This window comes from Azonexus sp. IMCC34842, assembly GCF_050368855.1.
GTDB lineage: Bacteria > Pseudomonadota > Gammaproteobacteria > Burkholderiales > Rhodocyclaceae > Azonexus > Azonexus denitrificans_A.
In genome coordinates, this window is the sequence record NZ_CP178449.1 from 2,376,419 (window position 1) to 2,400,610 (window position 24,192).

24 protein-coding genes and 1 tRNA gene are annotated in these 24,192 nt (G+C 59.2%); 2 read left to right on the forward strand and 23 right to left on the reverse strand.

The genetic code is table 11. The features are described from left to right. Positions 1-21 precede the first annotated feature (21 nt). From rlmB to rnr, 3 genes are all read right to left on the reverse strand, one after another. Entirely contained in the window at positions 22-753 is a 732-nt protein-coding gene (rlmB, locus tag ACLIKD_RS11300) for a 23S rRNA (guanosine(2251)-2'-O)-methyltransferase RlmB (RefSeq protein ID WP_428825142.1), read from the reverse strand. Positions 754-829: 76 nt separating this feature from the next. Next, a complete protein-coding gene (locus ACLIKD_RS11305) occupies positions 830-1,414 on the reverse strand; it encodes a bacteriohemerythrin (protein ID WP_428825143.1) in 585 nt (194 codons plus the stop codon). A 133-nt stretch (positions 1,415-1,547) separates the two neighbouring features. Continuing rightward, positions 1,548-3,908 (reverse strand): ribonuclease R, encoded by a 2,361-nt coding sequence (gene rnr, locus ACLIKD_RS11310; RefSeq protein WP_428825144.1) that lies wholly within the window; start codon positions 3,906-3,908, stop codon positions 1,548-1,550. A gap of 55 nt (positions 3,909-3,963) precedes the next feature. Between rnr and ACLIKD_RS11315 the strand changes: the two genes are divergently transcribed. Then, a tRNA-Leu gene (locus tag ACLIKD_RS11315) sits at positions 3,964-4,048 on the forward strand. Positions 4,049-4,277: 229 nt separating this feature from the next. Next, the gene (locus ACLIKD_RS11320; protein ID WP_428825145.1) at positions 4,278-4,652 is read left to right on the forward strand and encodes a hypothetical protein; all 375 of its coding nucleotides are present in this window, start codon (positions 4,278-4,280) and stop codon (positions 4,650-4,652) included. 51 nt (positions 4,653-4,703) lie between these two features. Here ACLIKD_RS11320 and ACLIKD_RS11325 read toward each other — a convergent pair whose 3' ends face one another. The 20 genes from ACLIKD_RS11325 to ACLIKD_RS11420 form a co-directional block, all read right to left on the reverse strand. Next, positions 4,704-6,011 carry an adenylosuccinate synthase gene (locus ACLIKD_RS11325; RefSeq protein ID WP_428825146.1) on the reverse strand — a complete coding sequence of 436 codons (1,308 nt, stop codon included), beginning with the start codon at positions 6,009-6,011 and terminating at the stop codon, positions 4,704-4,706. A gap of 3 nt (positions 6,012-6,014) precedes the next feature. After that, positions 6,015-7,169, reverse strand: coding sequence for an ATP phosphoribosyltransferase regulatory subunit (locus ACLIKD_RS11330; protein ID WP_428825147.1), 1,155 nt, complete (start codon positions 7,167-7,169; stop codon positions 6,015-6,017). After that, on the reverse strand, positions 7,166-7,351 hold the full coding sequence (locus ACLIKD_RS11335) for a DUF2065 domain-containing protein (protein ID WP_226416252.1): 186 nt from the start codon (positions 7,349-7,351) through the stop codon (positions 7,166-7,168). The genes ACLIKD_RS11330 and ACLIKD_RS11335 overlap by 4 nt, the downstream gene beginning before the upstream one ends. After that, complete coding sequence (hflC, locus tag ACLIKD_RS11340; protein ID WP_226416253.1) at positions 7,348-8,235, reverse strand: protease modulator HflC; 888 nt, start codon at positions 8,233-8,235, stop codon at positions 7,348-7,350. Before hflC ends, ACLIKD_RS11335 begins: the two co-directional genes overlap by 4 nt. Beyond that, the gene (hflK, locus tag ACLIKD_RS11345) at positions 8,235-9,551 is read right to left on the reverse strand and encodes an FtsH protease activity modulator HflK (RefSeq protein ID WP_428825148.1); all 1,317 of its coding nucleotides are present in this window, start codon (positions 9,549-9,551) and stop codon (positions 8,235-8,237) included. The genes hflC and hflK overlap by 1 nt, the downstream gene beginning before the upstream one ends. A 37-nt stretch (positions 9,552-9,588) precedes the next feature. After that, a complete protein-coding gene (gene hflX / locus ACLIKD_RS11350) occupies positions 9,589-10,743 on the reverse strand; it encodes a GTPase HflX (RefSeq protein WP_226473272.1) in 1,155 nt (384 codons plus the stop codon). A gap of 60 nt (positions 10,744-10,803) precedes the next feature. Then, positions 10,804-11,043, reverse strand: coding sequence for an RNA chaperone Hfq (gene hfq / locus ACLIKD_RS11355; protein WP_226416256.1), 240 nt, complete (start codon positions 11,041-11,043; stop codon positions 10,804-10,806). 76 nt (positions 11,044-11,119) lie between these two features. Then, complete coding sequence (der, locus tag ACLIKD_RS11360; RefSeq protein WP_226471061.1) at positions 11,120-12,451, reverse strand: ribosome biogenesis GTPase Der; 1,332 nt, start codon at positions 12,449-12,451, stop codon at positions 11,120-11,122. Beyond that, on the reverse strand, positions 12,448-13,608 hold the full coding sequence (bamB, locus tag ACLIKD_RS11365; RefSeq protein WP_428825149.1) for an outer membrane protein assembly factor BamB: 1,161 nt from the start codon (positions 13,606-13,608) through the stop codon (positions 12,448-12,450). Before bamB ends, der begins: the two co-directional genes overlap by 4 nt. Then, positions 13,608-14,246, reverse strand: a complete 639-nt coding sequence (locus ACLIKD_RS11370) for a YfgM family protein (protein ID WP_428825150.1) — start codon at positions 14,244-14,246, stop codon at positions 13,608-13,610. The genes bamB and ACLIKD_RS11370 overlap by 1 nt, the downstream gene beginning before the upstream one ends. 4 nt (positions 14,247-14,250) lie before the next feature. Further along, the gene (hisS, locus tag ACLIKD_RS11375; RefSeq protein WP_428825151.1) at positions 14,251-15,540 is read right to left on the reverse strand and encodes a histidine--tRNA ligase; all 1,290 of its coding nucleotides are present in this window, start codon (positions 15,538-15,540) and stop codon (positions 14,251-14,253) included. Continuing rightward, entirely contained in the window at positions 15,537-16,766 is a 1,230-nt protein-coding gene (ispG, locus tag ACLIKD_RS11380; RefSeq protein ID WP_428825152.1) for a flavodoxin-dependent (E)-4-hydroxy-3-methylbut-2-enyl-diphosphate synthase, read from the reverse strand. The genes hisS and ispG overlap by 4 nt, the downstream gene beginning before the upstream one ends. A 3-nt stretch (positions 16,767-16,769) precedes the next feature. Further along, positions 16,770-17,699, reverse strand: coding sequence for a helix-turn-helix domain-containing protein (locus tag ACLIKD_RS11385; RefSeq protein ID WP_428825153.1), 930 nt, complete (start codon positions 17,697-17,699; stop codon positions 16,770-16,772). After that, positions 17,696-18,496, reverse strand: coding sequence for a type IV pilus biogenesis/stability protein PilW (gene pilW, locus ACLIKD_RS11390; RefSeq protein WP_226416263.1), 801 nt, complete (start codon positions 18,494-18,496; stop codon positions 17,696-17,698). Before pilW ends, ACLIKD_RS11385 begins: the two co-directional genes overlap by 4 nt. Beyond that, complete coding sequence (rlmN, locus tag ACLIKD_RS11395; protein ID WP_428825154.1) at positions 18,493-19,584, reverse strand: 23S rRNA (adenine(2503)-C(2))-methyltransferase RlmN; 1,092 nt, start codon at positions 19,582-19,584, stop codon at positions 18,493-18,495. Before rlmN ends, pilW begins: the two co-directional genes overlap by 4 nt. A gap of 85 nt (positions 19,585-19,669) precedes the next feature. Continuing rightward, a complete protein-coding gene (gene ndk / locus ACLIKD_RS11400; RefSeq protein WP_428825155.1) occupies positions 19,670-20,098 on the reverse strand; it encodes a nucleoside-diphosphate kinase in 429 nt (142 codons plus the stop codon). A gap of 72 nt (positions 20,099-20,170) precedes the next feature. After that, on the reverse strand, positions 20,171-20,857 hold the full coding sequence (locus tag ACLIKD_RS11405) for a hypothetical protein (protein ID WP_428825156.1): 687 nt from the start codon (positions 20,855-20,857) through the stop codon (positions 20,171-20,173). A gap of 109 nt (positions 20,858-20,966) precedes the next feature. Beyond that, entirely contained in the window at positions 20,967-22,250 is a 1,284-nt protein-coding gene (locus ACLIKD_RS11410) for a TRAP transporter large permease (protein ID WP_226416267.1), read from the reverse strand. Then, the gene (locus ACLIKD_RS11415; protein ID WP_428828337.1) at positions 22,247-23,023 is read right to left on the reverse strand and encodes a TRAP transporter small permease; all 777 of its coding nucleotides are present in this window, start codon (positions 23,021-23,023) and stop codon (positions 22,247-22,249) included. The genes ACLIKD_RS11410 and ACLIKD_RS11415 overlap by 4 nt, the downstream gene beginning before the upstream one ends. A gap of 64 nt (positions 23,024-23,087) precedes the next feature. After that, the gene (locus ACLIKD_RS11420; protein WP_226416268.1) at positions 23,088-24,092 is read right to left on the reverse strand and encodes a TRAP transporter substrate-binding protein; all 1,005 of its coding nucleotides are present in this window, start codon (positions 24,090-24,092) and stop codon (positions 23,088-23,090) included. Between the last annotated feature and the right edge of the window lie 100 nt (positions 24,093-24,192).

The window sequence follows — 24,192 nt, forward strand, 5'->3', positions numbered from 1 at the left end:
TCAGAAAAGCGCTAACGAGAATCAGGGGCGGCGGCGCCGGGCTTCATATAGGCAAACGCCGGCAGCAACGGAAACATTCAGGCTTTCCACCGTGCCATACATCGGGATATTGACCAATTGGTTGCAAGTTTCACGAGTCAGGCGGCGCATCCCCTCGCCTTCTGCCCCCAGCACCCAGGCGGTGGCGACTGGCCACTCTGCAGTATAGAGATCGCTGGTCGCCTCGCCCGCCGTGCCGATCACCCAGATATCCCGCTCTTTCAACTCACGCAGGGTGCGCGCCAGATTGGTGACCATTACATAGGGAACCGTTTCAGCCGCCCCGCTGGCCGTCTTCATCGCGACGTCGGACAAACCGACCGCCTTGTCCTTCGGGGCAATGACAGCATGAACACCGGCCGCATCGGCAACCCGCAAGCAAGCACCGAGGTTGCGCGGGTCGGTAATGCCATCGAGCACAAGTAGAAAGGCCGGCTCTTCCAGCGTATCGAGCACGTCGTCAAGATGTGCGACCTTGCGGCCGCCCTCGACCCGAGCGATGACGCCCTGATGCTTTGCCCCCGGCGCCATGCCATCGAGCCGCTTGCCATCGCTGCCAACAATTTTGACGCCCTGCAACTCGGCATGCTTGAGCAGATCGCGAGCCCGCGCATCCTGGCGGGAGACATCAACAATGATCTCCTTGACCGCTTCAGGATCGTGGCGGAGCTTGGCGGTCACGGCGTGGAAGCCGTAAATCAGGCGGGAAGACATGGCTGCTTTCGAAAAATAGGAACCTGAATTTTACCGCGCCGCGGCGCCAGCCCAGAAACCATCCACCAAGGACCAGTTACCAGGCAGGCAGCTTATTGGCTTGCCCGGGAGCCGCCCCCTCGCGCTCAACCCAGCGCGCCAGCAGAACATCATGCAGGCCGATGTGATGAACGATCCAGCGGGACAACAGGATATCAAGATCCCGAATCCGGCTGACGGTGTTCATCGGATCGAGGGACGCGACAATTTCCAAAACCTTTCCGGAAATTGCCGCATGGTCCTCCATGTGCGCCTCGCAGACATCGCGGTCGATTATCTGGAACAAGGAATGGCGCATGATCTCTTCCTCGGTTTTGAAGTGATCGAGGATAAAGGCGAACAGATCACCCAGCATGGCTACCAGTTCATTTTCGCAAAAAACCCGACGAGCCCGATCACAATTACCGCAATCATGAATATTCGCGTAATCAATACAAACCTTACGCAAACTGGTAATGCAGGACAAAAGCATGCGATGCTCGGCATCGATGCTTTTGTGCCCGGTAATCAGTTCGGGCGGCAATTCGCCCCCCTTGACCCAGGAGAAGCCTTCTTGAGGCGCAGCGGCAACAGCCGGCTGAGCGGCCACCACCTCCGTCGACTGCGTCACTTCACCAGGCATTTTCGCTCCACCCCATCAACCAAGCCGCATATTTTAGCGCGAACGCAAAGATTTTGGTTTGGAAGCACCGAGCTCAAACCCGATTAGTGTAATGAGGCGGCCGACCCGGCCCCCTCATTACCAGCGATGCAGATCAACGTTTTTTGGTTGATTTCTTCGCCACTGGCTTGGCAGAAAGTTTAGGCGAACGTTTGGCAGCAGGTTTGGCCGGCGTCTTTCTAGCTACAGCCTTGACAGCGACGGCCGACGACTTGACCGGCGCTCTGGCAGCCCCCTTGGCAATCTGCTTGGCCGGGCTGCGCCCCGCCAACTTCCGCTGCCCGGCCGACTTGTCATCCCTGGCCAGCACGAAATCGATCTTGTTACTCTCCAGATCGGCCCGTACCAGTTTGACCCTGACCCGGTCACCCAGTCGATAGCTCTGCCCGGTCCGCTCGCCCAGCATCTGATGCTTGACGTTGTCGAACTGGAAGTAGTCTTCGCCCAACTCGGATACGTGCACCAGGCCTTCGACGTAAATCGCATCGAGGGCAACAAAGATACCAAAACCGGTGACCGCCGAAATGGTGCCGTCAAAAATTTCGCCAATGCGCTCCTTCATGAAGAAGCATTTCAGCCAGTTTTCGACATCGCGCGTTGCCTCATCGGCACGGCGCTCGGTAGCCGAGCATTGCAAGCCGATATCTTCCCAGGTACCGACCGGCGTGTAGGTTTCCTTGGCCAGCACTGCCTTGATCGCACGATGAACCAGAAGATCGGGATAGCGACGAATTGGCGAGGTGAAGTGGGTGTAATGCTCATAGGCCAGGCCGAAGTGACCGATATTGTCCGGACTGTACATGGCCTGCTTGAGCGAACGCAGCATCACGGTCTGCAACAACAGGAAATCCGGACGCAATTTGACCTTTTCAAGCAGCACCGCGTAATCCTTGGCACCTGGATCATCGCCACCACCCAAGTCCATGCCGAATTCACCGAGGAAGGCACGCAGATTCTGCAGTTTCTCGTCGGACGGCGCGGCATGCACGCGGTACAGACAGGTCTGCTTGTGCGCCGCCAGGAAATCGGAAGCGCAAACATTGGCGGCTAGCATGCATTCTTCGATGACCCGATGGGCATCGTTGCGAAAAACCGGAACAATATTCTCGATCTTGCCCTGATCGTTGAACAGCATTTGCGTTTCGGTGGTTTCGAAATCGATCGCACCGCGCACCACGCGCGCCTTGTGCAGAGCTTGGAAAAGCTTGTATAGATTCTTCAGATCCGGCTGCAACGCCTTGTGCGTATCGTGTTCCGGCATCGCTTCGCCGGAAAGCCACGACCAGACCTGGTTGTAGGTCAATCGGGCGTGCGAGCGAAAGACAGCCGGATAAAAACGGTAGGCGCCAATTTTGCCCGCAGCACTGATATCCATGTCACAAACCATGGCCATCCGTTCGACATCCGGATTCAGCGAGCAGATGCCGTTCGACAACTTTTCCGGCAACATCGGGATGACCCGACGCGGAAAATAGACCGAGTTGCCGCGCTCCAGCGCCTCCTTATCAAGGGCCATGCCCGGCTTGACGTAATGCGACACGTCGGCGATGGCCACAACCAATCGCCAGCCGCGCCCCTTCTTCGCGCAATAAACGGCATCGTCGAAATCGCGGGCGGTTTCGCCATCGATGGTCACCAACGGCAGATCGCGCAAATCTTCCCGGCCAACCAGATCCGCCTTCTTTACCTTGTCCGGCAGTTCCTTGTTTTCTTCCAGCGCTTTTTTTGAGAATTCAAAGGGCAAGTCATGCTTGCGCAGTGCGATTTCGATTTCCATGCCGGGATCGGCATAGGTGCCGAGCACCTCGGTGATGCGGCCGATCGGCTTGGAAAACTTGCTCGGCTGCTCGATGATATCGACCATCACTACCTGCCCGGCCTCCGGCTTGATCTTCGCCTTCTTCTCCGGCGGCACCAGGATATCCTGAGCAATACGACGGTTTTCCGGAACTACGAAGACCAAGCCGTGCTCGACAAAAACCCGCCCGACAACCCGCGTATTCGCCCGCTCGGTAACCTCGACGATGCTGCCTTCCGGCCGCCCCTTGCGGTCCACTCCGGTGATGCGAACCAAAGCGCGATCGCCGTGCAGGACTTTCCCCATTTGGTGTTGAACAAGGAATATATCGGGGCTGCCGTCATCGGGAATCAGGAAGCCAAAGCCATCCGGATGCCCCTGTATCCTGCCTGCTATCAGACTGGCGCGCTCAGGAAGAATGTAAGAGCCCTTGCGGTTGCGCAGCAATTGCCCCTCGCGCTCCATCGCACCAAGCCGGCGCTGGAACATTTCCCGCTCACTCTCGGCAATATCCAGCAATTCAGTCAACTCGGCAAAGCCAAGCGGGCGGCCCTGATCCGTCAGCACTTGCGAAATATATTCGCGCGATGGCAGCGGATACTCATAACGGACCGATTCACGGTCAAAGAAGGGATCAGCTCGACGAACTTTCGACATTTTTTTTATTGACATCTCTTTTTCTCTCTCTATAATGGCGGCTCTTCGCACCTGTGCCCAGGTGGCGGAATTGGTAGACGCACTAGTTTCAGGTACTAGCGGGTAACTCCGTGGGGGTTCGAGTCCCTTCCTGGGCACCAGCGATTTTGATAGAAGGCCTTGTACAAACAAGGCCTTTTTTCATTTCTGCCTCGGTTTCTCTACAACCAGCCGACGCGCGGCTCGTTTCAACTGGGCAGCATTGTCTCACAGCACACACCTCCGCGTCCTCCAGTAACAATTACTCACACTTGCGTACACGGCACCAGTAATCGGCGGCCGGGGCGACGCGTTATTCGGCTTATCGAAACAATAATTACGAGCCAAATAATGAAGAAGACAACTGCCCTCTGCCTGGTCATCAGCTTGAGTCTGGGCTCCAGCGGAATCGCCCAGGCGGACTGGGGACACCACGGAAACCATCGGCCAGGCGGATACGAATATCGTCATTATCAAAACCATGACTACGGTGATCGTCATCGCGCCAACTGGGTCGGGCCGGCCGCGATTCTCGCCATTACCGGCCTCGCCATCGGGGCAGCAGCATACAGCCAGGCCAACGCTGCTCCAGTCTATGTTGCCCCGCCACGCCCGATGCCGCCGCCCCCCTCGGAAAACTGGTATTACTGCGACTCGTCCGGCCAGTATTATCCTTACGTTCGTAACTGCCCGGAAGGCTGGCAGATAGTAATGCCGCCTCGCTGAAAAGGAAAACGGGCCATTTAGGCCCGTTGACCAGAACAATCCCGTCTCAACTTAATTGAACGGATGTTCCTTCAGGATCGTTTCGTCGCGCTCGGGGCCGGTCGACACAATGGCAATCGGCACTTCGCACAACACTTCGAGACGATCCAGGTAGGCCTGCGCATTGGCCGGCAAGTCTTCCCAGCGCTTGACACCGAAAGTCGTGCCGCTCCAGCCCGGCATGGTTTCGTAGATCGGCTCGCAACGGGCAACCTCATCGGCCCCGATCGGCAGCAAATCAATCACCTGGCCATCCAGCTTGTAGCCGGTACAGATATTCAGTTCCTTCAAACCGTCCAGCACATCGAGCTTGGTGATGCAAAGACCGGTCAGACCGTTGATCCGACCCGAACGACGTAGCGCGGCAGCATCAAACCAGCCACAGCGGCGTTTGCGACCGGTAACCGTGCCGAATTCGCGGCCAACCTGCGACATCTGATAGCCCGGTACACCTTCGGTTTCGATGTCCAACTCGCTCGGGAACGGACCGCCGCCGACGCGGGTACAGTAAGCCTTGGTAATGCCCAGCACGTAATGCAGCATACCCGGGCCGATACCGGAACCAGCCGATGCCTGACCAGCCACGCAGTTCGAAGAGGTGACAAACGGATAGGTGCCGTGGTCGATATCGAGCAGCGTACCTTGCGCGCCTTCGAACAGCAGGTTCTGGCCCGCCTTGTTGGCGGCGTAAAGCGCAGCCGACACGTCGGTGACCATCGGCCGGATATGCTCGGCATCGGCCATCGCCTGATCAAGCACCATCTGATAGTCCACCGCCGGCGCCTTGAAATACTGGGTCAACACGAAGTTGTGATACTCCAGCACTTCCTTCAGCTTTTCGGCGAAACGCTCGGGATGGAACAGGTCATAAACGCGCAAACCGCGACGGGAGACCTTGTCTTCGTAGGTCGGGCCGATACCCTTGCCGGTCGTACCAATCTTCTGGCCTTCGCACTTGGCACCTTCGCGGGCCTTGTCGATAGCGGAATGGTAAGGCAGGATGATTGGACAGCCCGGGCTGATCTTCAGACGGGAGCGGACATCGATGCCGCCTTTTTCCAGTTCGGCAATCTCGGACAACAGGTGATGGATATCCAGCACCACGCCATTGCCGATATAGCAGTCCACACCATCACGCACAACGCCCGACGGCACCAAGTTCAGCTTGTACACCTGCTCGCCGACCACCAGCGTATGACCTGCATTGTGACCGCCCTGAAAACGCACCACCCCCCGAGCGTGATCGGTCAGCCAGTCAACGATTTTTCCCTTCCCCTCGTCGCCCCATTGGGTGCCCACCACGATGACATTCTTGGCCATTTCTTAATCCTCTTGTATTGCTTCAATAATCCATTGCCCACCAACCAGGGCCAGCTTGCGGTCACAGACCGGGCCTTCGCAGGCGGTCTCGCCCGGCAGTAATTCGACGACAACTTCGCCCTGAGCGCGCAGCGCTGCAATATGGGCGGCAAGCAGCTTGTCGTGACCGGCATAGGAAGCAAGAATCGCCCCCGGCTGCCGACCAGCCACCACCAGACGAGCAACTTCACGTAAATCCATCGAAAATCCAGTGGCCGGCCGAGCTCGGCCGAAGGTTTTCCCGGCGCCGTCATAGCGTCCACCAAGGGCAATCGCAGCCGGGTAGCCAGGACAGTAGGCGGCAAAAACCACCCCGTTGTGATAGTGGTAACCACGCAAATCGGACAGATCAACCGAGAACGGCAGTTCCGGCGCCGCCTCGAAAACGTGGCGCAAGCCGTCGAGCGCAGCGACGATAGCCGGCAGCGCGGGCAATTCGGCGGCCGCGCGCGCCAGCACCTCGACGCCACCATAGAGCAGCGGCAAGGCGAGCAGCGCTTCGCGATACGGCGAAACAACCTCGGCACAGGCTTCGCTCAGCCCCGGCACATCCTTGGCCTGCAACAGACTGAGAACAAGGTCTTCGGCCTCCTGCGGCAAAGCAGCGGCTTCGGCGAGAGCGCGGAAAATACCGACATGACCGAGATCGATACGACTGATCGGTAGTTTGACCGCCTCGAAAGCCCCTGCCATCAGCCGGATGATATCGAGATCGGCCTCAATACCGGCATAACCGTAGAGTTCGGCACCGATCTGCACCGGCTCGCGACCAGCCGAAACGCTGGCCGGCAGGGTATGCAGCACGCTGCCGCAATAACTCAGACGGGTCACGCCCTGGTGGTTCAGCAGGTGTGCATCGATGCGGGCCGCCTGCGGGGTGATGTCGGCGCGCACGCCCATCGTTCGCCCGGAGAGCTGGTCGACCAGCTTGAAGGTGCGCAGCTGCAGATCCTGCCCCGCCCCGGTCAGCAACGATTCCAGGTATTCCAGCATCGGCGGCATGACGAATTCGAAACCGCGGACCTGGAAATGATCCAGGACTGTGCGGCGCAGACGCTCGATACGTGCAGCCTCGGCCGGCAGCGCATCGGCAATGTATTCAGGTAACAACCAGTTCATGAAAAAAGCATCAGAAGGACGAGGCCGATCAGCATCGAGGTCAGACCAACAAAGCGGATCTGCCCGTCCGAAAATTGAATGAGGCGGCGAAAGGTTTCACGCCAGGCCGCCGGCGCAATAAAGGGCATGATGCCTTCGAGCACCAACATCAGCGCGAAGGCAAGCAGGATGGTCGATGTCATTTGCCCTTGTCGTTGCTACGACCGACGCTCTTCATGTAGCGGAAGAAATCGGAACTCGGATCAACGACCAGAATGTCAGTCTTGTTCTTGAAGCTGCCACGATACGCTTCAAGGCTGCGATAGAAGGAGTAAAACTCGGGACTCTGACCGAAAGCACCGGCATAAATCGCCGAAGCCTTGGCATCGCCCTCACCTTTGATTTTTTGCGCATCGCGATAAGCATCGGCAATGATGATCTCGCGCTGCCGGTCGGCATCGGCGCGAATCTTCTCGGCCTCGGCGGAGCCTTCCGAACGCAGCTCGTTGGCGACGCGCTTACGTTCCGCTTCCATCCGGCGGTAAACCGCCTCGCTGACTTCGGTCGGCAACTCGACGCGCTTCAGGCGGACATCGACAATCTGGACACCGATCTTGCGGGCATCACTATCGGCCTTTTCGCGCATCTGCTCCATGATCTTGTCACGCTCGCCAGACACCACATCGTGCACAGTGCGTTTGCCGAACTCTTCACGCAGCCCGGCATTAACCGTCTGGTTCAGCCGCGTCTTGGCCCGCGTTTCGTCGCCACTCACCGAAATATAGTAGAGACGGGGATCAACGATTCGCCACTTGATATAGGAATCAACCAGAACGTTCTTTTTCTCGGAGGTAATGAAACGCTCCGGCTCGTTGTTATCGAGCGTGATGATGCGCTTTTCGAAATAACGCACATTCTGGATCATCGGAATCTTGAAATTCAGACCCGGCTCAGCGATTACCTTCTTGACTTCGCCCAGTTGAAAAACCAGCGCGTACTGGCGTTGATCGACGGTAAAGATCGACATTGCCAGGACCACCAGTACGGCGGCGATGATGCCGCCCAAAACATTGATACGCGGACTCATCAACGTCCCTCCCGATCACGTGAGCGCAACGAAGCATCGCGCGAACTCGAAGACGAATACGAACCACCGCCGACTTGCGGCGCCCGCTCAAGCTGCGGCGGCGCTTCCGACGGCAACTGCGCGGCTGGTTTGCCGACAGCCTGAGCCGCCTGAGCCTCGACCGGACCAATCTGCGCCGCCGTCATGCCGGCGGCCGACTGCATCAGCTTATCGAGCGGCAGATAAAGCAGATTGCCCTGCCCCTTGGCATCAACCAGCACCTTGCTGGTATTGCCATAGACCTGCTGCATGGTTTCCAGATACATACGCTGACGGGTTACTTCCGGCGCCTTGGCATACTCGACCTGAACCTGCTTGAAGCGTGAGGCATCGCCTTCCGCCGTCGAGATGACCCGCTGTTTGTGGCCATTGGCCTCTTCCATCAGGCGGGCAGCCGTACCTTTGGCCTTGGGTATTACATCATTGGCGTAGGCCTGGCCTTCATTTTTCTGCCGCTCACGATCCTGCCCGGCCTTGACGGCATCATCGAAAGCCGACTGGACCTGCTCGGGAGGCTGGGCATTCTGCATCGTCACCTTGGAGACCAGAATCCCGCTCTTGTAACGGTCGAGAATATCCTGCATCAGCTTGGCGGCCTGAGTCGCAATCTGCTCGCGCCCTTCATAAAGGACAAAGTTCATCTCGCTCTTGCCGACGATTTCACGCACCGCCGATTCCGCCGCTCCCATCACCGCGTCATCCGTATGGCGATTGTTGAAAAGATACTCAACCGGATCCTTCAGGATGTATTGCACGGCGAACTGGATATTCACGATGTTTTCGTCATCGGTCAGCATCAGGGCCTCTTTCAGCACCTTGTTGCGTTCGGTGCCGCGATAACCGATTTCCAGGGTACGCACCCCGGACAGATTGACCAACTCATGCGACTGGAAGGGGTAAGGAAAACGCCAGCGCAGGCCAGGTTCGGTTGATTCCTTGTAGCTGCCAAACTGCAGCACGATACCGCGCTGCGAGGCATCGACAATATAGAACCCGGAAGCCAGCCAGACCACCGCAACCAGACCGGCGATCAGACCCAGGCCGCCACCGAGAAACTTCGGATTGAAGTCGATATTCGGGATACGCGGGCCGTCACCGCCGCCATTGCCGCCACCACCGCCCTTCTTGCCAAACATGCCGGTCAGCTTGCGGTTGAAATCGCGCCACAACTCTTCGAGATCGGGCGGTCCGTCGTTGGGTCGGCGAGGTCCGCCACCACCGGGCTTGTCACCGTCATTGCTGCCACGGTTGCCCCACTGCGGGTCATTGATCGACATGAGAATACCTAGTGTAGGAATCATTGGTGTTGGGAATTCACTTAGTGTAGTCGTGTTGAGCTTCACGCTCGGCATCGGCGAGAGCCTTTTGACGGGCCACTGCCTTTGCCCGGGCATACTCGGCCAGCGATTCGCGCAGCATATCGAGACCGTCTCCTGAGCGCGCACTGACACGAACGCGCGCGATATTACCATATTCGTCCCGCTCGACTCCCGGCGGCGCCTCGGTCAGGTCGATCTTGTTCCAGACGACGACCTGTCGCAACTGGCTGGCGCCAATCTCTTCAAGCACCTTGTTCACTTCAAATACTTGCTCATCGCGAGCATGGCTGGCGCTATCCACCACGTGCAGCAATACATCGGCATCAATGGCGGCCTCCAGGGTGGCGTGAAAGGCATCGACCAGAGAGTGAGGCAAATCGCGAATGAACCCGACAGTATCGGAAATCACGATATTGCCGGCACCTTCAATCCACAATTTGCGTGAAGTGGTATCAAGCGTCGCAAAAAGCTGGTCGGCCGCAAAAACACCGGCATGGGTCAGCGCATTGAACAACGTTGACTTGCCGGCATTGGTATAACCGACCAACGAAACGTTCAGCGTATCACCTCGCCGCCGCGCCTTGCGCTGAACACCGCGCTGTCGCGACAGTTTTACCAGACGTTCCTTGAGCAGCCTGACCCGGTTGCCGAGCAATCGACGGTCGGTTTCGAGCTGGGTTTCGCCCGGACCACGCATGCCGATACCGCCACGCTGCCGCTCCAAGTGTGTCCAGCCCCGAACCAGACGGGTCGACAAATGCTCAAGCTGCGCCAGCTCGACCTGCAACTTGCCTTCGGCGCTGGCGGCGCGCTGGGCAAAGATATCGAGAATCAGGCTGGTTCGGTCAATCACCCGGCATTTGAGTTCGCGCTCGAGATTCCGTTCCTGGGCCGGCGACAGTTCGTGATTGAAAATCACCAGATCCGACGCGCCAGTAGCCAGCATGGCGGAAATCTCCTGGACTTTTCCTTTGCCGGCAAACGTTTTGGGATCGGGACTTTGCCGCCGGCCAAAAACTTCGCCAACGACCACTCCGCCCGCCGACTCGGCCAGCAGACGTACCTCTTCCAGCTGATCTGCGAGATCGGGCTGACCGAAGTCAAGTTGAACGATCACCGCGCGCTCTACGGCGGCTGGTCGTTCAGTCATGAGGTATTCTGGGAGGGAGAAGCAACGGCCCGCCAACTGGACGGGCCTTGGAGCGGGAGCTTATTGTTCCGCCGCCTGTTCTTGCTGGAGATTTACCGGGCGAGCTGGCACTACCGTCGAGATGGCGTGCTTGTACACCATTTGGGTTACCGTATTCTTGAGCAGTACAACGTACTGATCGAAGGATTCGACTTGGCCCTGCAATTTGATCCCGTTGACCAGGTAAATCGAAACGGGAACATGCTCCCGACGGAGAGCGTTGAGGAAGGGGTCTTGTAAGAGTTGCCCTTTGTTGCTCATGGTGTGGACTCCATGTGTGTTGTTATGAGTTGCCTAATGTACCCAAAATACCTCGGGTTGCCAAAGCATTTAGGGTTTATTTCTTGTCTTTGTCGGCAAACGGATTCTTCGCGCTGACAAACTGGATGCGCAATGGCGTCCCCTGAAGTTTGAATGCCTCGCGGAAGGTATGCTCAAGGTAACGGCGATAGCTATCGGTGATTTTATCGACCGCATTGCCATGGACGACGATGATCGGCGGATTCGAGCCGCCTTGGTGGGCATAACGCGGTTTCGGTCGGAAAAGGCCATGCTTGGACGGCGCCTGCTTGGCCACCGCATCAGCCAGCACGCGAGCCAGTCGGGGCGTCGACATTTTTGTCATGGCGGCAGCAAAAGCGCCGTCGACCGAACGGAACAGCGACTCCAGACCGATATTGTCGCGCGCCGAAATGAAATGAAACTTGGCGAAATCGAGGAATTTCAGCTTGCGCTCTAGAATCACGCGCGTCTGTTCCCGGGTATAGGCATCGAGACCGTCCCACTTATTCACCGCGACGACCAGTGCGCGACCGGATTGCACGATGAAATCGGCAATATGCGCATCCTGCTCGGAAACGTCAGCCTGCGCATCGACCATCAGAATGACGACATTGGCATCCTCGATCGATTGCAGCGTCTTGACCACCGAGAATTTTTCGATCGATTCGAAAACCTTGCCGCGTTTGCGCATGCCGGCGGTGTCGACCAGCACGTACTTGCGGCCACCCCGCTCGAAATCGATTTCGATCGAATCACGGGTCGTGCCCGGCGCATCGAAGGCGATGACCCGCTCTTCGCCAAGCAAGGTATTGATCAGCGTCGATTTGCCGACGTTCGGACGACCGACAATCGCGACGCGCACCGAGTCGGACTTTGCCTCCTCCTCATCCGGCTCAGGAAACGCCTCCAAAGCCAGATCAACCAGGCCACGCACGCCTTCGCCATGGGCCGACGAAATTGCATTCGGTTCGCCCAAGCCTAGTTCATGGAATTCGGCTTCGACCATCCCGTGATTCATGCCTTCCGACTTGTTGACGGCGACAAAGACCGGCCGCCCGATCCGCCGCAGCTTGTTGGCAATTTCCTTGTCGTGCGGCGTCAGGCCGGCGCGGCCATCGACCACGAAGATGACGGCATCGGCTTCGACGATCGCCTGCTCGGTCTGGCGCGCCATTTCATGCAGGATGCCTTCCTTGATCATTGGCTCGAAACCGCCGGTATCGACCACCAGATAAGGCTTGCGCCCGAGTTTCCCGTGGCCGTAATGACGGTCGCGGGTAAGCCCGGGCATATCGGCGACGATGGCGTCGCGCGACTTGGTCAGGCGGTTGAAAAGAGTGGATTTGCCGACATTCGGTCGGCCTACCAGAACTAACGTAGGTTTCATTGAGCCTCGATTGCGCTCACGTTGCCGCCAGCGGTTTGCACCAGAAAGCTTGAACCGAGCAATTGAACCGGCGTACGAACAGATGTGCCGTCGGTCTTCTGACGGGCAGCAAAACTGCCGTCTTCACGGGATAAAAAATGGACAATGCCTTCGGCGTCGGCCACGGCAACCAGACCACGGCGTACGGCCGGGCCGGAAAGCCGGCGATTGAGCAGCTTGTCCTGTTTCCACAGACTGCTGCCGGACAAACGGTCGAGGGCATGGACGGCGCCCTTGTCGTCGGTAACGAAGAGATAACGCCCGTCGAGCGCCAATCCGGCGGCCGAGGAAAGTTCGCGCGACCAGATCATCGCCCCGCCCTGCCCCATGTCGAAACAGGCAACGCGGCCCTGAAAGGCGACGGCACAAATCTGACGGCCATCGACGACCGGCGAGGCAACGATGTCGGCCACCCGATCCAGTTCGGTCGCGCCCTTGGGCAGCGCCACGGCGCCCTCCCAGACCGGTGCTCCGTTCTGCAAGGACAAGGCGACCAATTTTCCACCGGGGAAACCGACAAAGACAAAGCGATCGGCAAAGACCGGCGATCCGGCACTGCGAATCGACAGCGTCGGCGTCGACCGCTGATAAACCCACTTGCGCGTTCCGTCGGCCACATCGAACAGGAAGACGCGGTTATCGCCGCTCTTGACCGCGACACCGTCATCGCTGACGGTCGGGGCGGCCAGCACTTCGCTGGAAGCCTTGGCCTGCCAGAGCGGCTTGCCGTCCTCGGCCGAGAAGGCCAGGACATCGCCCCGCGGCGTACCGACGACAACCAGCCGAGCATTGGCGCCCACACCAGCCGACAAGGGCTGACCGGCATTGATCTTCCAGACGGTTTTGCCGCCATCCAGCTTGCTGACCGCACCATCCCGGCCAGCGACATAAACGGCATTGCCGACCACCGCCGGCGCGAAGCTGTAGTCACCGGCCTTGCCAGCACTGGCCGACCACGCGGTGCGTACTTCGGCCGTTGCGACGAACGGCTTCAGCGGCTGCATTTTCGGACCGGAACTGGCGAACGGATTGAGCGAGCTGATACCGTCGGTAATGGTCGCACAGCCATTCAGCATCAAACCGGCTGCAGCGAGAAGCAAAACCAGGCGGCGCGGCATCAGGCGGCCTCACCCAGGCTGTCGAGCTTTTGCTGGATCAGTTGCTGGCCGGCCCCCGGCTTGTTTTCCGCCTTGTCCAGCGCAGCCTTGTAGGCAGCACGGGCTTCCGGCTTTTTACCTTGGGCCGTCAGCACGTCGCCCTTCAACTCGAGGAAACGGGCATCGAAGGTCGGCGCATGCGACGCCTCCAACTGCTTGAGCGCTTCGTCGTAAGCCTTTTCATCAAGCTGCACGGCGGCCAGGCGCAATCTGGCGAGATCCTTGATTTCGTCCTTGCCATGCTCTGCAGCCCAACCCAGCTGGGCCTTGGCAGTCTTCAGGTCACCCGCATCGAAAGATTGCTTGGCAGCCAGCAAGGCCCCGAGCGAAGCATAGGTGGTCCGCCCGAACTTTTCGGCGAGTTCACCGGCGGCGCCCTTGACCTTCTGGGCATCGCCGGCCGCCACGGCCTGTTCGAGCACGTTGTAAATGGCCGAAGCCTGTCCCGACTGGCTGCGCTGATACCAGTTCCAGCCCTGCCAGCCGATCACTACCAGGCAAAAGACGGTAATCACCCCGGAAACGAGGTTGCCGTACATCTTCCACCAGGTTTTCAGCGTCGCTATCTGTTCCTGCTCTTCGAGGTCGTAATGCGCCACGTGCTTATTCCTCTTCGTCCGAATCGATCAATTGTCCGATGATGGCGTCAGCCAGATCATCAATTTTCAGCTTTTGCTGTGCCACACCCTCTTCGCGCAACGACTTGAGTTGCGCCTCGCCGGTTGCCGCTTCGTCATCGCCGATGATCACGGCGAATGCCGCACCGCTACCATCTGCCTTTTTCATCTGCGACTTGAAGCTGCCCCCGCCGCAATGCAGCAACACATTGACACCCTGGTCACGCAGCCCTTCGGCAACGCGGAAAGCCAGACGGGAAGCCTCATCACCCTGATGGACCAGATAGACATCGGGCGCCGGGGCAGCCGGCTCACCACCGGCATCCTTGATCAAGGCAATCAGGCGCTCGATACCCATCGCAAATCCACAGGCCGCCGCCGCCTTGCCCCCCAGTTGCCCGACCAGGCCATCGTAACGGCCACCGGCACAAACCGTACCCTGCGCACCGAGACGGTCAGTGACCCACTCGAACACCGTCAGGTTGTAGTAATCGAGGCCACGAACCAGTCGCGGGTTGATCGTAAAAGGAATGCCGGCATCGCGCAACACACGCTGCACGCCTTCAAAATGGGCCAGCGACGCGGCCCCGAGGTAGTCGATCAGCTTTGGCGCGGCTGCGCACAGATCCTGCATCGCCGGGTTCTTGGTATCAAGGATGCGCAGCGGATTGGTATGCAGACGGCGCTTGCCATCTTCATCGAGCAACTCGGCGTTTTCCTCGAAATAGGCGATCAACGCGGCCCGGTGCAAGGCGCGCTCCTCCGGCTGGCCGAGGCTGTTGAGCTGGAGGGCAATGCCGTCCAGCCCGAGGTCGGCCCACAGGCGGGCGCCCATCAGGATCATTTCGGCATCGATGTCCGGCCCTTCATAGCCGAGCGCTTCGACGCCAACCTGATGAAACTGGCGGTAACGCCCCTTCTGCGGCCGCTCATGGCGGAACATCTGGCCTATGTAGTACAGGCGCTGCGGCTGGCGGGCGATCAAGTTGTGCTGAATGACGGCACGCACACAACCGGCCGTCCCTTCCGGACGCAAGGTCAGCGGTTCGCCGTTCAGGCTATCGATGAAGGAATACATTTCCTTCTCGACGATGTCGGTCACTTCGCCGATGGCGCGCTTGAAGAGCGGCGTCGGTTCGACGATCGGCATGCGGATCGGACGGTAGCCATAGCTCTTCAGCCAGGAGCGGATGGTGTCCTCGAACAATTCCCAGAATTCGGCTTCTTCGGGCAGGATGTCGTTCATCCCGCGGACGGCTTGCAAGGTTTGACTCATGACTTCAGTTTCTTGTTGTAGGTGCGCTGGACATAGCGCTCGATGATCTGTTTGAACTCATTGGCGATGTTGTCGCCTTTCAGGGTGACCGTCTTTTCGCCATCTTCATAAACCGGCGCGGAAGGGGCTTCGCCGGTACCCGGCAACGAGATGCCGATGTTGGCATGCTTCGATTCGCCCGGCCCGTTGACGATGCAGCCCATGACGGCCAGTGTCATGTTCTCGGCACCGTCGTAATGCAGCTTCCATTCAGGCATTTTGGCGCGGACGAAATCCTGCACTTCGCCGGCCAGTTCCTGGAACAGGGTACTGGTCGTCCGGCCACAGCCCGGGCAGGCCGCGACCATCGGTGTAAAAGCACGCAGGCCCATGGTCTGCAGGATTTCCTGGGCGACGATCACTTCCTGCGACCGCGAACCGCCGGGTTCCGGCGTCAAGGAGACACGAATGGTGTCACCAATGCCTTCCTGCAGCAGCACGGAAAGCGCTGCCGTCGAGGCAACGATGCCCTTCGAGCCCATGCCGGCTTCGGTCAGCCCGAGGTGCAATGCATAATCGGCGCGCTTCGACAATTCACGGTAGATGGCAATCAGATCCTGCACGCTGGAAACCTTGCAGGACAGGATGATCTTTTCGCCAGCCAGGCCGACTTCCTCGGCTCTCGCCGCCGATTCGAGGGCCGACGTCACCATCGCATGGCGCATGATTTCCGTGGCGTCGAGCGGTACGGCCTGACGGCTATTCTCGTCCATGATCCGGGCGAGCAGTTCCTGGTCGAGGCTGCCCCAGTTCACGCCGATGCGCACCGGCTTGTCGTAGCGACAGGCCAGTTCGACCATCTGGGCGAACTGCTCGTCCTTCTTCTTGCCGAAACCGACGTTGCCCGGATTGATCCGGTACTTGGCGAGCGCCTCGGCGCAAGCTGGATGCTCGGTCAGCAGGCGGTGGCCGTTGTAGTGAAAATCACCGATCAACGGCACGTTGCAATTCATCCGGTCGAGATGTTCGCGGATTTTCGGTACGGCAGCGGCGGCCTCCGGCGTATTGACCGTGATGCGCACCAGCTCGGAACCGGCCCGCGCCAGTTCGGCAGTTTGCAGTGCCGTGCCGAGATAGTCGGCGGTATCGGTATTGGTCATCGACTGAACGACCACCGGCGCACTACCGCCAATAGCCACATGACCAATCTTGCCGAGGCGCGTCAGGCGTTTGGATACAGCGCTCACGATTTACTCCAGAACGAAACGGGCGACGTCGCCGCGCATGTGCGGCGTCAGGTCGACGGCTTGGCCATGCCAGAAAACACGCACGCCGGGCGCATAACCAACCACCAGCGAAAACGGCCCCTGGCCGGAAAGGCTTTGTTCCGAACCGGCGGCCACGCGCTGCGAGAAAACCAGCTTGTTGTCGCGATCGCGCACCTCAAGCCACGACTCCTTGTCGAAGACGAAGCGCATTTGCGGCGCAGTGCTGGCGGGCGCAGGCGGCGTCTCGGCCCCTGGTGCCGGTGCGGCGGGCTTCGCTTCGGCACGCTCCGGTGCAGGCGTCACTTCAGCCGGGGATACCGCTTGCGGATTGATGATCTGCTGCGGCGTCGCCCCCGGCGGGAAAACCGGCTCGGCAGACGCGGCCGCCGGGTCGGCCGGGGCGGGTGCCGGCTCTTCCTTGCGGGCCAGCGAATCAAGCAGGCTCTGGGTACTTTCGCGCAAAGCCGACAGATCGTTGGGAATCAGGAAATAGATCAGTCCGGCCAGGACGACCAGGCCAGCGCCAGCCATGACGACCGCCCGGTCGCGGCGCGAGGCGGCACCGCCAGTATGCGGCATCGAAGCAGGCCGAGCTTCGGGAACCGACAGACTGTTCACCGGCTTTTCGAGAACGCTGTCGAGTTGCGCCATCAGGGGTGCCGGATCAAGCTGGAGCAGGCGGGCATAATTGCGCACGAAGCCGCGAACGAACGTTGCCCCGGGCAGTGACGCCCAATCTCCATTCTCCAGTGCCTCGACTTGCCGTGCCCCCAGCTTCAGTGCCTGGGCGATATCGAGAACCGCCAACCCACGCGCTGTACGCGCTGCACGCAGTTGCTCTCCGACCACGGGCTCAATAACCAATACTGCCGCTTCGGCAGTAATTTCGTCGGCGTTGATCTGCTCACTCATTCAAAATTACCCTTGAGGAATTCCTGATATTCGGGCGAATTCGGGAAACGCCCGCGCAGTTGCGAGGCGTAACCCCCTTCGGCCGCCCGGTTGCCGAGCTTGCGCTCGAGCCTGACGCCCAGCCAGAGTGCTTCGGGGCTCGGCGGCTCCATCACTTTGAGCACGTCCTGCAGGTAGATCCGCGACTCCTCGAGATTGCCACGCTGGTAAAACAGCTTGGCCAACTGGAAGCGCGGCGTCAGACCGCCATCACGCGACAACTGCAGGGCCTGCAACAAATAGCGTTGGGCGCCTTCTAGATCACCCGCCTTCAGGGCGCAAGTGCCGGCATTGCTGTAGGCACGATCGGGCGTCTCGTAAAGCGGGCTTTTCAGGGCATTCAGAAAATAGGCGATCGATTGGCGTTCCTTGCCTGTCTCGCAAAGATACCAGCCGTAGTTGTTATTCACTTCCGGATCGTTCGGCGCAATGTTGAGGGCCTGCCGAAAGTCATCCTCGGCCTTGCCGTACTCTTTCAGCGAGGTAAAAACCAGACCGCGAATACTGTAGGCCTGAAAGTAATTCGAATCGGCGGACAGCGCGATGCGCAGTTCATCAAGGGCAACCGACATGTTGCCGCTCTGGTAATACATCGCGCCGAGTTCGGTATGGATCCTGGCCCGGTTACGCGGATCGTTGGCCGCCATGTTGCGGTCGGCCGGTACCGGATCGAATTTGTATTGCGCCTCGGCGGCAAAAATACAGAGCAGGCTCAGGGCTACCCCAGCAACCCGCTGTTTCAGCGAAAAGACTCTCATGGCCTTGCCTCCTTGATCGGAATCACCCGCCCGGCAGTACGTTTGGTCTTGTCCTGGACCTGTCCGGCCAACTGGCCGCAAGCCGCGTCGATATCGTCGCCCCGCGTCTTGCGCGTCGTGGTGACGATGCCTGCCCCCATCAAAATATCGGCGAAACGGCGCACCCGTTCGGCCGGTGAGCGGCGGAACGGCGAACCGGGAAAGGGGTTGAAGGGAATCAGGTTGAATTTGCACGGCACCGTCTTGACCAGCGCCAGCAGTTCGCGGGCGTGGGCGTCACTGTCGTTGATGCCGTCGAGCATCACATATTCAAACGTTATGAAATCACGCGGCGCTTTTTCCAGATAGCGCCGGCAGGCCGCCATCAATTCCTTGAGCGGATATTTCTGGTTGATCGGCACCAGTTCGTCGCGCAGTCGGTCATTCGGCGCATGCAGCGAAACCGCCAGAGCGACCGGGCATTCATCGCGCAGGCGATCCATCACCGGCACCAGACCGGAAGTGGACACCGTGACGCGGCGGCGGGACAGACCATAGGCGTTGTCGTCGAGCATCAATTTGAGCGCGGCGACGGAATTCTCGAAGTTGGCGAGCGGCTCGCCCATGCCCATCAGCACGACATTGGAAATGACCCGTTCGTCGCCGTGCACCGCCCCCAAGGCGTTATTGGCCAACCACACCTGGCCGATGATCTCGGCCACTGTCAGGTTGCGGTTGAAGCCTTGCTTGCCGGTCGAACAAAAGGCGCAATCGAGCGCACAGCCGGCTTGCGTCGAAACGCACAGCGTGCCGCGCTCGCCTTCGGGAATGAATACCGTTTCCACGGCATTGCCATTGCCGACGTCGATCAGAAACTTGCGCGTGCCGTCATCCGACAGCTTGTCGGAGACAACCACTGGCGGTGCGACAACCGCCTTCACCTTGAGCTTTTCGCGGAGACTCTTGGCAATGTCGGTCATGGCATCGAAATCAGCCACGCCGGAACGATGGATCCAGCGCAGCACCTGCCGTGCCCGGAAAGGTTTTTCACCCTCCCCGGCAAACCAGGCAGTCAGGCCTTCACCATCAAGATCAAGAAGATTTTGCATCAGCATCCCAGTCCGTCATTCCCGCACCGGCGGGAATCCAGAAACGACTGGATCCCCGCTTGCACGGGGACGACGGGAGCGTGAATCAACGACCGGCGTAAACGTTCATGCCCGGAAAGAAGAAACCGATTTCAACAGCGGCGGTTTCCGGGGCGTCAGAGCCGTGCACGGCATTGGCGTCGATCGATTCGGCGAAGTCGGCGCGAATGGTGCCGGCGGCAGCTTCCTTCGGGTTGGTGGCACCCATCAGTTCGCGGTTCTTGGCGATGGCGTTTTCGCCTTCCAGCACCTGGATCATCACCGGGCCGGAGATCATGAAGGAAACCAGATCCTTGAAGAAAGGACGTTCCTTGTGCACGCTGTAGAACTGACCGGCTTCCTGCGGGGACAGCCAGGCCATCTTGGAAGCAACGATCTTCAGGCCGTTCGATTCGAAACGGGAGTAGATCTTGCCGATAACGTTCTTGGCAACAGCGTCGGGTTTGATGATGGAGAGAGTGCGTTCGATAGCCATTTAATTGCTCCGCAAAAGCTAGTCAGTTGAAAAACGGGCGATTTTAGCAGAATAGCGGCGCCTACGCCTGCCTCACTGACCAGGGGCTTTGTCGTCCCTGGTCGCCTGCAGCGGCTCGCGCAGCAACGCAAAATCCCGTGGCGCAACGTACTGCAGCAACTCCTTGCCACCACCATCGACCAGCACGTCAAGGCCTTTTTTTGGATAGAGCAGATGCACCCGCTTTTCGGAAAGCACCAGCCGCTCGTCCGGTTGACCAAAGCGCTGGATTACCGTCGTTTCGTCGAGATTGACCGTCGGAATCACGCTGATCGCCCGCACCGGCATATTTTCAGCCGCTGCCAGATCATCCGAATGCAAGGTGATTCGCCGCGTCGTGCTCTCCATGTGCTTGGCCTTCAGCGCCCGCTCGCGCATGGCGGAAATCGTGTCTTTTGAAGCATCGACCGTAACAATCACTTTGGCCAGCACAAAACCGAGCGGCACCTGCGCGTAGTAGCCCTCCAGCGATCCCAACTCTTCAGGCTCGGCAATGATCGCCACTTCCATGTCCGCGCCCAGTTTCTGGCGCACGTCGCCCAGCGTACTGACGCCCGGCTTCAGACCAAACACCGTGCTTCCGCCCTGGTTGTCGGATTCGACTTGCCACGGCAGGTTGTTGTTCGGATCGACGCCCTCGGGCTGACTGCCAAGCGGAATGAAGAACGGCACGATTAGCGCAACGACGATGACGGCAAGCAGGGCAAGAGCAAATTTCATGGAATGCTGATTCGAAAAACGGGTCCCGATTGTGCCATAGACGCCGCTCCCCAAATAAAAAAGCCGCGCCCGGACAATGCGGGGCGCGGCTTTGCACCGACAGATCAGATCACAGCATGCCCAAGGTGCGTGGCAGCCAGAGCGACAGGCCCGGCCAGTAGGTGACAACGATCAAGAAGCCGAGCATCGAGAGCAGCCACGGCCAGACCGCGACGGTCAGTTCGGTGATGCCCATCTTGGTAATACCGGAGGCGACGTACAGGTTGAGGCCGACCGGCGGATGGCACATGCCGACCTCCATGTTCACCACCATCAGAATACCGAAGTGCACCGGATGGATGCCGAGGGCCACGGCAACCGGGAACAGGATCGGCGCGAAGATCAGCACGATGGACGACGGCTCCATGAAATTGCCGGCCAGCAACAGGATGACATTCACCGCCAACAGGAAGGTGATGACGCCAAGGCCGTTGCCCAGCATCCAGTCGGCCAGCGCCTGCGGAATGTTCTCGTTGGTCATGATGAAGGAGAACAGCACGGCATTGGTGATGATGTAGAGCAGCATCGCCGACATGTTGGCCGAATTGAGCAACACCTTCGGCACGTCTTTCAGACCCAGGTCCTTATAGATGAATACCGCACAAATGAAGGCATAGACCGCCGACATCGCGGCCGCCTCGGTCGGCGTGAAGATGCCGGTGTAGATCCCGCCCATCACCACGACAATCAGCAGCAGGCCCCAGACCGACGCCCGGAAGGCTTTCCAGCGCTCGCCCCAGGTCGCCTTCGGTTGCCGCGGGTAGTTGAACTTCTTGGCACGATACCAGGTGACGCCGCCGAGCACGCCGGCCAGGGCCAGACCGGGCAGGACGCCGGCCATAAACAAGGCGCCGACCGAGGTATTGGTCGCCACCGAGTACATCACCATGACGATGGACGGCGGAATCAGGATGCCGAGCGCCCCCGAGGTAGCGATCACCCCGGCCCCGAACTTGTTCGGAAATCCGGCTTTGACCATCGCCGGCAGCAGAATGGAGCCGATCGCCACGACCGTCGCCGGACTGGAGCCGGAGACCGCTGCGAACAGCGCGCAGGCTAGCACGCCGGCCAGACCGAGGCCGCCGTACCAGTGGCCGACCATCGAGGTGGCGAAATTGATCATCCGCTTCGCCACCCCGCCGTGGGTTAAAAAGTTACCGGCCAGGATGAAGAACGGGATGGCCATGATCTCGAACTTCTCGATACCGGTGAATAGCTTGAGCGCCACCGATTCGAGCGGTACCTGGGTCATCGTGAACAGGAAGGTCAACACGGTCAGGCCGAGCGAAATCGAGATCGGCATGCCGGTCAGCATCAGGACGGCCAGCAAACTAAAAATCACCAGGGCGTTCATTGCTGGTCTCCATTCTCGTTCTTGGCACGACGCTCGGCCTGACGCCGTTCGCTATCGATCTTTCCGTCGGCGGCATGGCGACGCTCGTTACCCGTTCGGCGCTCGCCGGTCATGGTGTGCGTCAGATCGTGCATATGCAGGTTGTCGTCCATGCCATAGGGGTCGAAATCGACTGGCGGAATTTCTTCTTCCAGACCATCGACATGACCGTGATCGTGATGCGGCAACTCGCCGGTTTTCAGAAAGCTCCAGGTGACCTGCAGGAAACGGAAAGACATCAGCGAGGAGCCGAGCGGAATGGCGCTGTACACAATCCAAGTCGGCCACTCGAGGTCAGGCGTCGTCGGGCCTTCGTAGTTGTCGCCGGTATCAATGCCGAGAAACTGGAAGATGGCGTAGTGGGCGCCGTTTTCCCAGACAAAATGGGCGCCCAGCGCAGCGACGATGCCGGTGAACGTAGCGCCGGCGAGCAGACCGAAGACGATGAACTTGCCGCGCATGCCCTCGTTGAGCCGGTTGATCAGGACATCGACCCCGACGTGAATGCCGGTACGCACGCCGTAGGCGGCGCCGAACTTGGCCATCCAGACAAACATGATGATGCAGAGCTCTTGCGCCCAGCCAAAATTGAGCGTCAGCAACCAGTCCTGCAAGACGGGAATATTCTGCCCGGCCAGATAACGGTGCATGACGGAGACGAAGATAATCAGCGTGGCCGCGCCCATCAGGAAAGTGACCAGCAGCTCTTCAAGGTGATTCAACGCTTTGTTGATCATAACGGGTTCCCCCAGTGCAACCCGGGGGCCGCAGCCCCCGGGTTCTTGTTGCTACGACGACTTACAGGCTATCCGGCTTGAATCCGATATCCTTGTACACCGCCTGGATGACCTCCTTGCCAACCCGGCTTTCCATCTTCTGATGCACCGGCACCAGCGCCTTCTTGAAAGCCAGGCGCTCTTCCTTGGTCGGCACGTAGATGGTCGTCTTGCCGCTTTTCTTTACCGCCTCGAGCGCATTGTCGTTCTCGATCTTGGCGATCTGGTTGGCGTAGCGGGTAGCCTGCTCCATCGCATCGTTCAGTTGCGCCCGGACATCGGCCGGCAGACCGTCCCAGAACTTCTTGTTCACGATCACGGCATAGCCGAGGTAGCCATGCTCGGTCAGGGTCAGATGCTTTTGCACTTCATGCATCTTCTGCGTATAGAGATTGGAAATCGGGTTCTCGGTGCCATCGACCACGCCGGTCTGCAGCGCCTGGTAAACCTCGGAGAAGGCCATCACCTGCGGCAAACCGCCGAGGGCGCGAACCTCCTCTTCAAGCACCTTGGAGGACTGGATGCGCAGCTTCTTGCCCTTCAGATCAGCCGGCGACTTGATCGGCGAATTCAGCGAGAAAGATTTGAACCCGTTGTCCCAGTAAGCCAGACCACGAATGCCCTTGGGTTCCAGCTTGGCCAGCAGATTTTTCCCGACCGCGCCGTTGGTGACTTTGCGCAGGTCGTCGTAATTGGCGAAGATGAACGGTAGATCGAAGACCTCGAACTCCTTGACGCCAAGCGGGCCGAACTTGGCCAGCGACGGTGCCAGCATCTGGACGGCGCCCAACTGCAGCGCTTCCATTTCTTCCTTATCCTTGTACAGCGTCGAATTGGCGTAGACCTCGACCTTGACTTTGCCCTTGGTCAGTTCGGCCGCCTTCTTGGCGAACATTTCCGCCGCCTTGCCTTTCGGGGTGTCTGCAGCCACGACGTGGCTAAACTTGATCACAATGGGTTGCTGAGCATAGACAGCCAGCGACAGGGCACCAGCCAACAGGCCGATCAGCAGCTTGGAAATTTTCATTTTTCTCCTCCAAAGGTTAGGTCGCACAATTCTTGAGTTGCGACTGAGTGAAATTATTACGAAAGGCGTAACCGCTGCGTATTGTGGATATCCACAATCG

What these genes read in the sequence shown, in the direction of transcription:
- rlmB (WP_428825142.1), bottom strand. Translation starts at nt 753, where the DNA reads ATGTCTTCCCGCCTGATTTACGGCTTCCACGCCGTGACCGCCAAGCTC.
- ACLIKD_RS11305 (WP_428825143.1), bottom strand. Translation starts at nt 1,414, where the DNA reads ATGCCTGGTGAAGTGACGCAGTCGACGGAGGTGGTGGCCGCTCAGCCG.
- rnr (WP_428825144.1), bottom strand. Translation starts at nt 3,908, where the DNA reads ATGTCGAAAGTTCGTCGAGCTGATCCCTTCTTTGACCGTGAATCGGTC.
- ACLIKD_RS11320 (WP_428825145.1), top strand. Translation starts at nt 4,278, where the DNA reads ATGAAGAAGACAACTGCCCTCTGCCTGGTCATCAGCTTGAGTCTGGGC.
- ACLIKD_RS11325 (WP_428825146.1), bottom strand. Translation starts at nt 6,011, where the DNA reads ATGGCCAAGAATGTCATCGTGGTGGGCACCCAATGGGGCGACGAGGGG.
- ACLIKD_RS11330 (WP_428825147.1), bottom strand. Translation starts at nt 7,169, where the DNA reads ATGAACTGGTTGTTACCTGAATACATTGCCGATGCGCTGCCGGCCGAG.
- ACLIKD_RS11335 (WP_226416252.1), bottom strand. Translation starts at nt 7,351, where the DNA reads ATGACATCGACCATCCTGCTTGCCTTCGCGCTGATGTTGGTGCTCGAA.
- hflC (WP_226416253.1), bottom strand. Translation starts at nt 8,235, where the DNA reads ATGAGTCCGCGTATCAATGTTTTGGGCGGCATCATCGCCGCCGTACTG.
- hflK (WP_428825148.1), bottom strand. Translation starts at nt 9,551, where the DNA reads ATGTCGATCAATGACCCGCAGTGGGGCAACCGTGGCAGCAATGACGGT.
- hflX (WP_226473272.1), bottom strand. Translation starts at nt 10,743, where the DNA reads ATGACTGAACGACCAGCCGCCGTAGAGCGCGCGGTGATCGTTCAACTT.
- hfq (WP_226416256.1), bottom strand. Translation starts at nt 11,043, where the DNA reads ATGAGCAACAAAGGGCAACTCTTACAAGACCCCTTCCTCAACGCTCTC.
- der (WP_226471061.1), bottom strand. Translation starts at nt 12,451, where the DNA reads ATGAAACCTACGTTAGTTCTGGTAGGCCGACCGAATGTCGGCAAATCC.
- bamB (WP_428825149.1), bottom strand. Translation starts at nt 13,608, where the DNA reads ATGCCGCGCCGCCTGGTTTTGCTTCTCGCTGCAGCCGGTTTGATGCTG.
- hisS (WP_428825151.1), bottom strand. Translation starts at nt 15,540, where the DNA reads ATGAGTCAAACCTTGCAAGCCGTCCGCGGGATGAACGACATCCTGCCC.
- ACLIKD_RS11385 (WP_428825153.1), bottom strand. Translation starts at nt 17,699, where the DNA reads ATGAGTGAGCAGATCAACGCCGACGAAATTACTGCCGAAGCGGCAGTA.
- pilW (WP_226416263.1), bottom strand. Translation starts at nt 18,496, where the DNA reads ATGAGAGTCTTTTCGCTGAAACAGCGGGTTGCTGGGGTAGCCCTGAGC.
- rlmN (WP_428825154.1), bottom strand. Translation starts at nt 19,584, where the DNA reads ATGCAAAATCTTCTTGATCTTGATGGTGAAGGCCTGACTGCCTGGTTT.
- ndk (WP_428825155.1), bottom strand. Translation starts at nt 20,098, where the DNA reads ATGGCTATCGAACGCACTCTCTCCATCATCAAACCCGACGCTGTTGCC.
- ACLIKD_RS11405 (WP_428825156.1), bottom strand. Translation starts at nt 20,857, where the DNA reads ATGAAATTTGCTCTTGCCCTGCTTGCCGTCATCGTCGTTGCGCTAATC.
- ACLIKD_RS11410 (WP_226416267.1), bottom strand. Translation starts at nt 22,250, where the DNA reads ATGAACGCCCTGGTGATTTTTAGTTTGCTGGCCGTCCTGATGCTGACC.
- ACLIKD_RS11420 (WP_226416268.1), bottom strand. Translation starts at nt 24,092, where the DNA reads ATGAAAATTTCCAAGCTGCTGATCGGCCTGTTGGCTGGTGCCCTGTCG.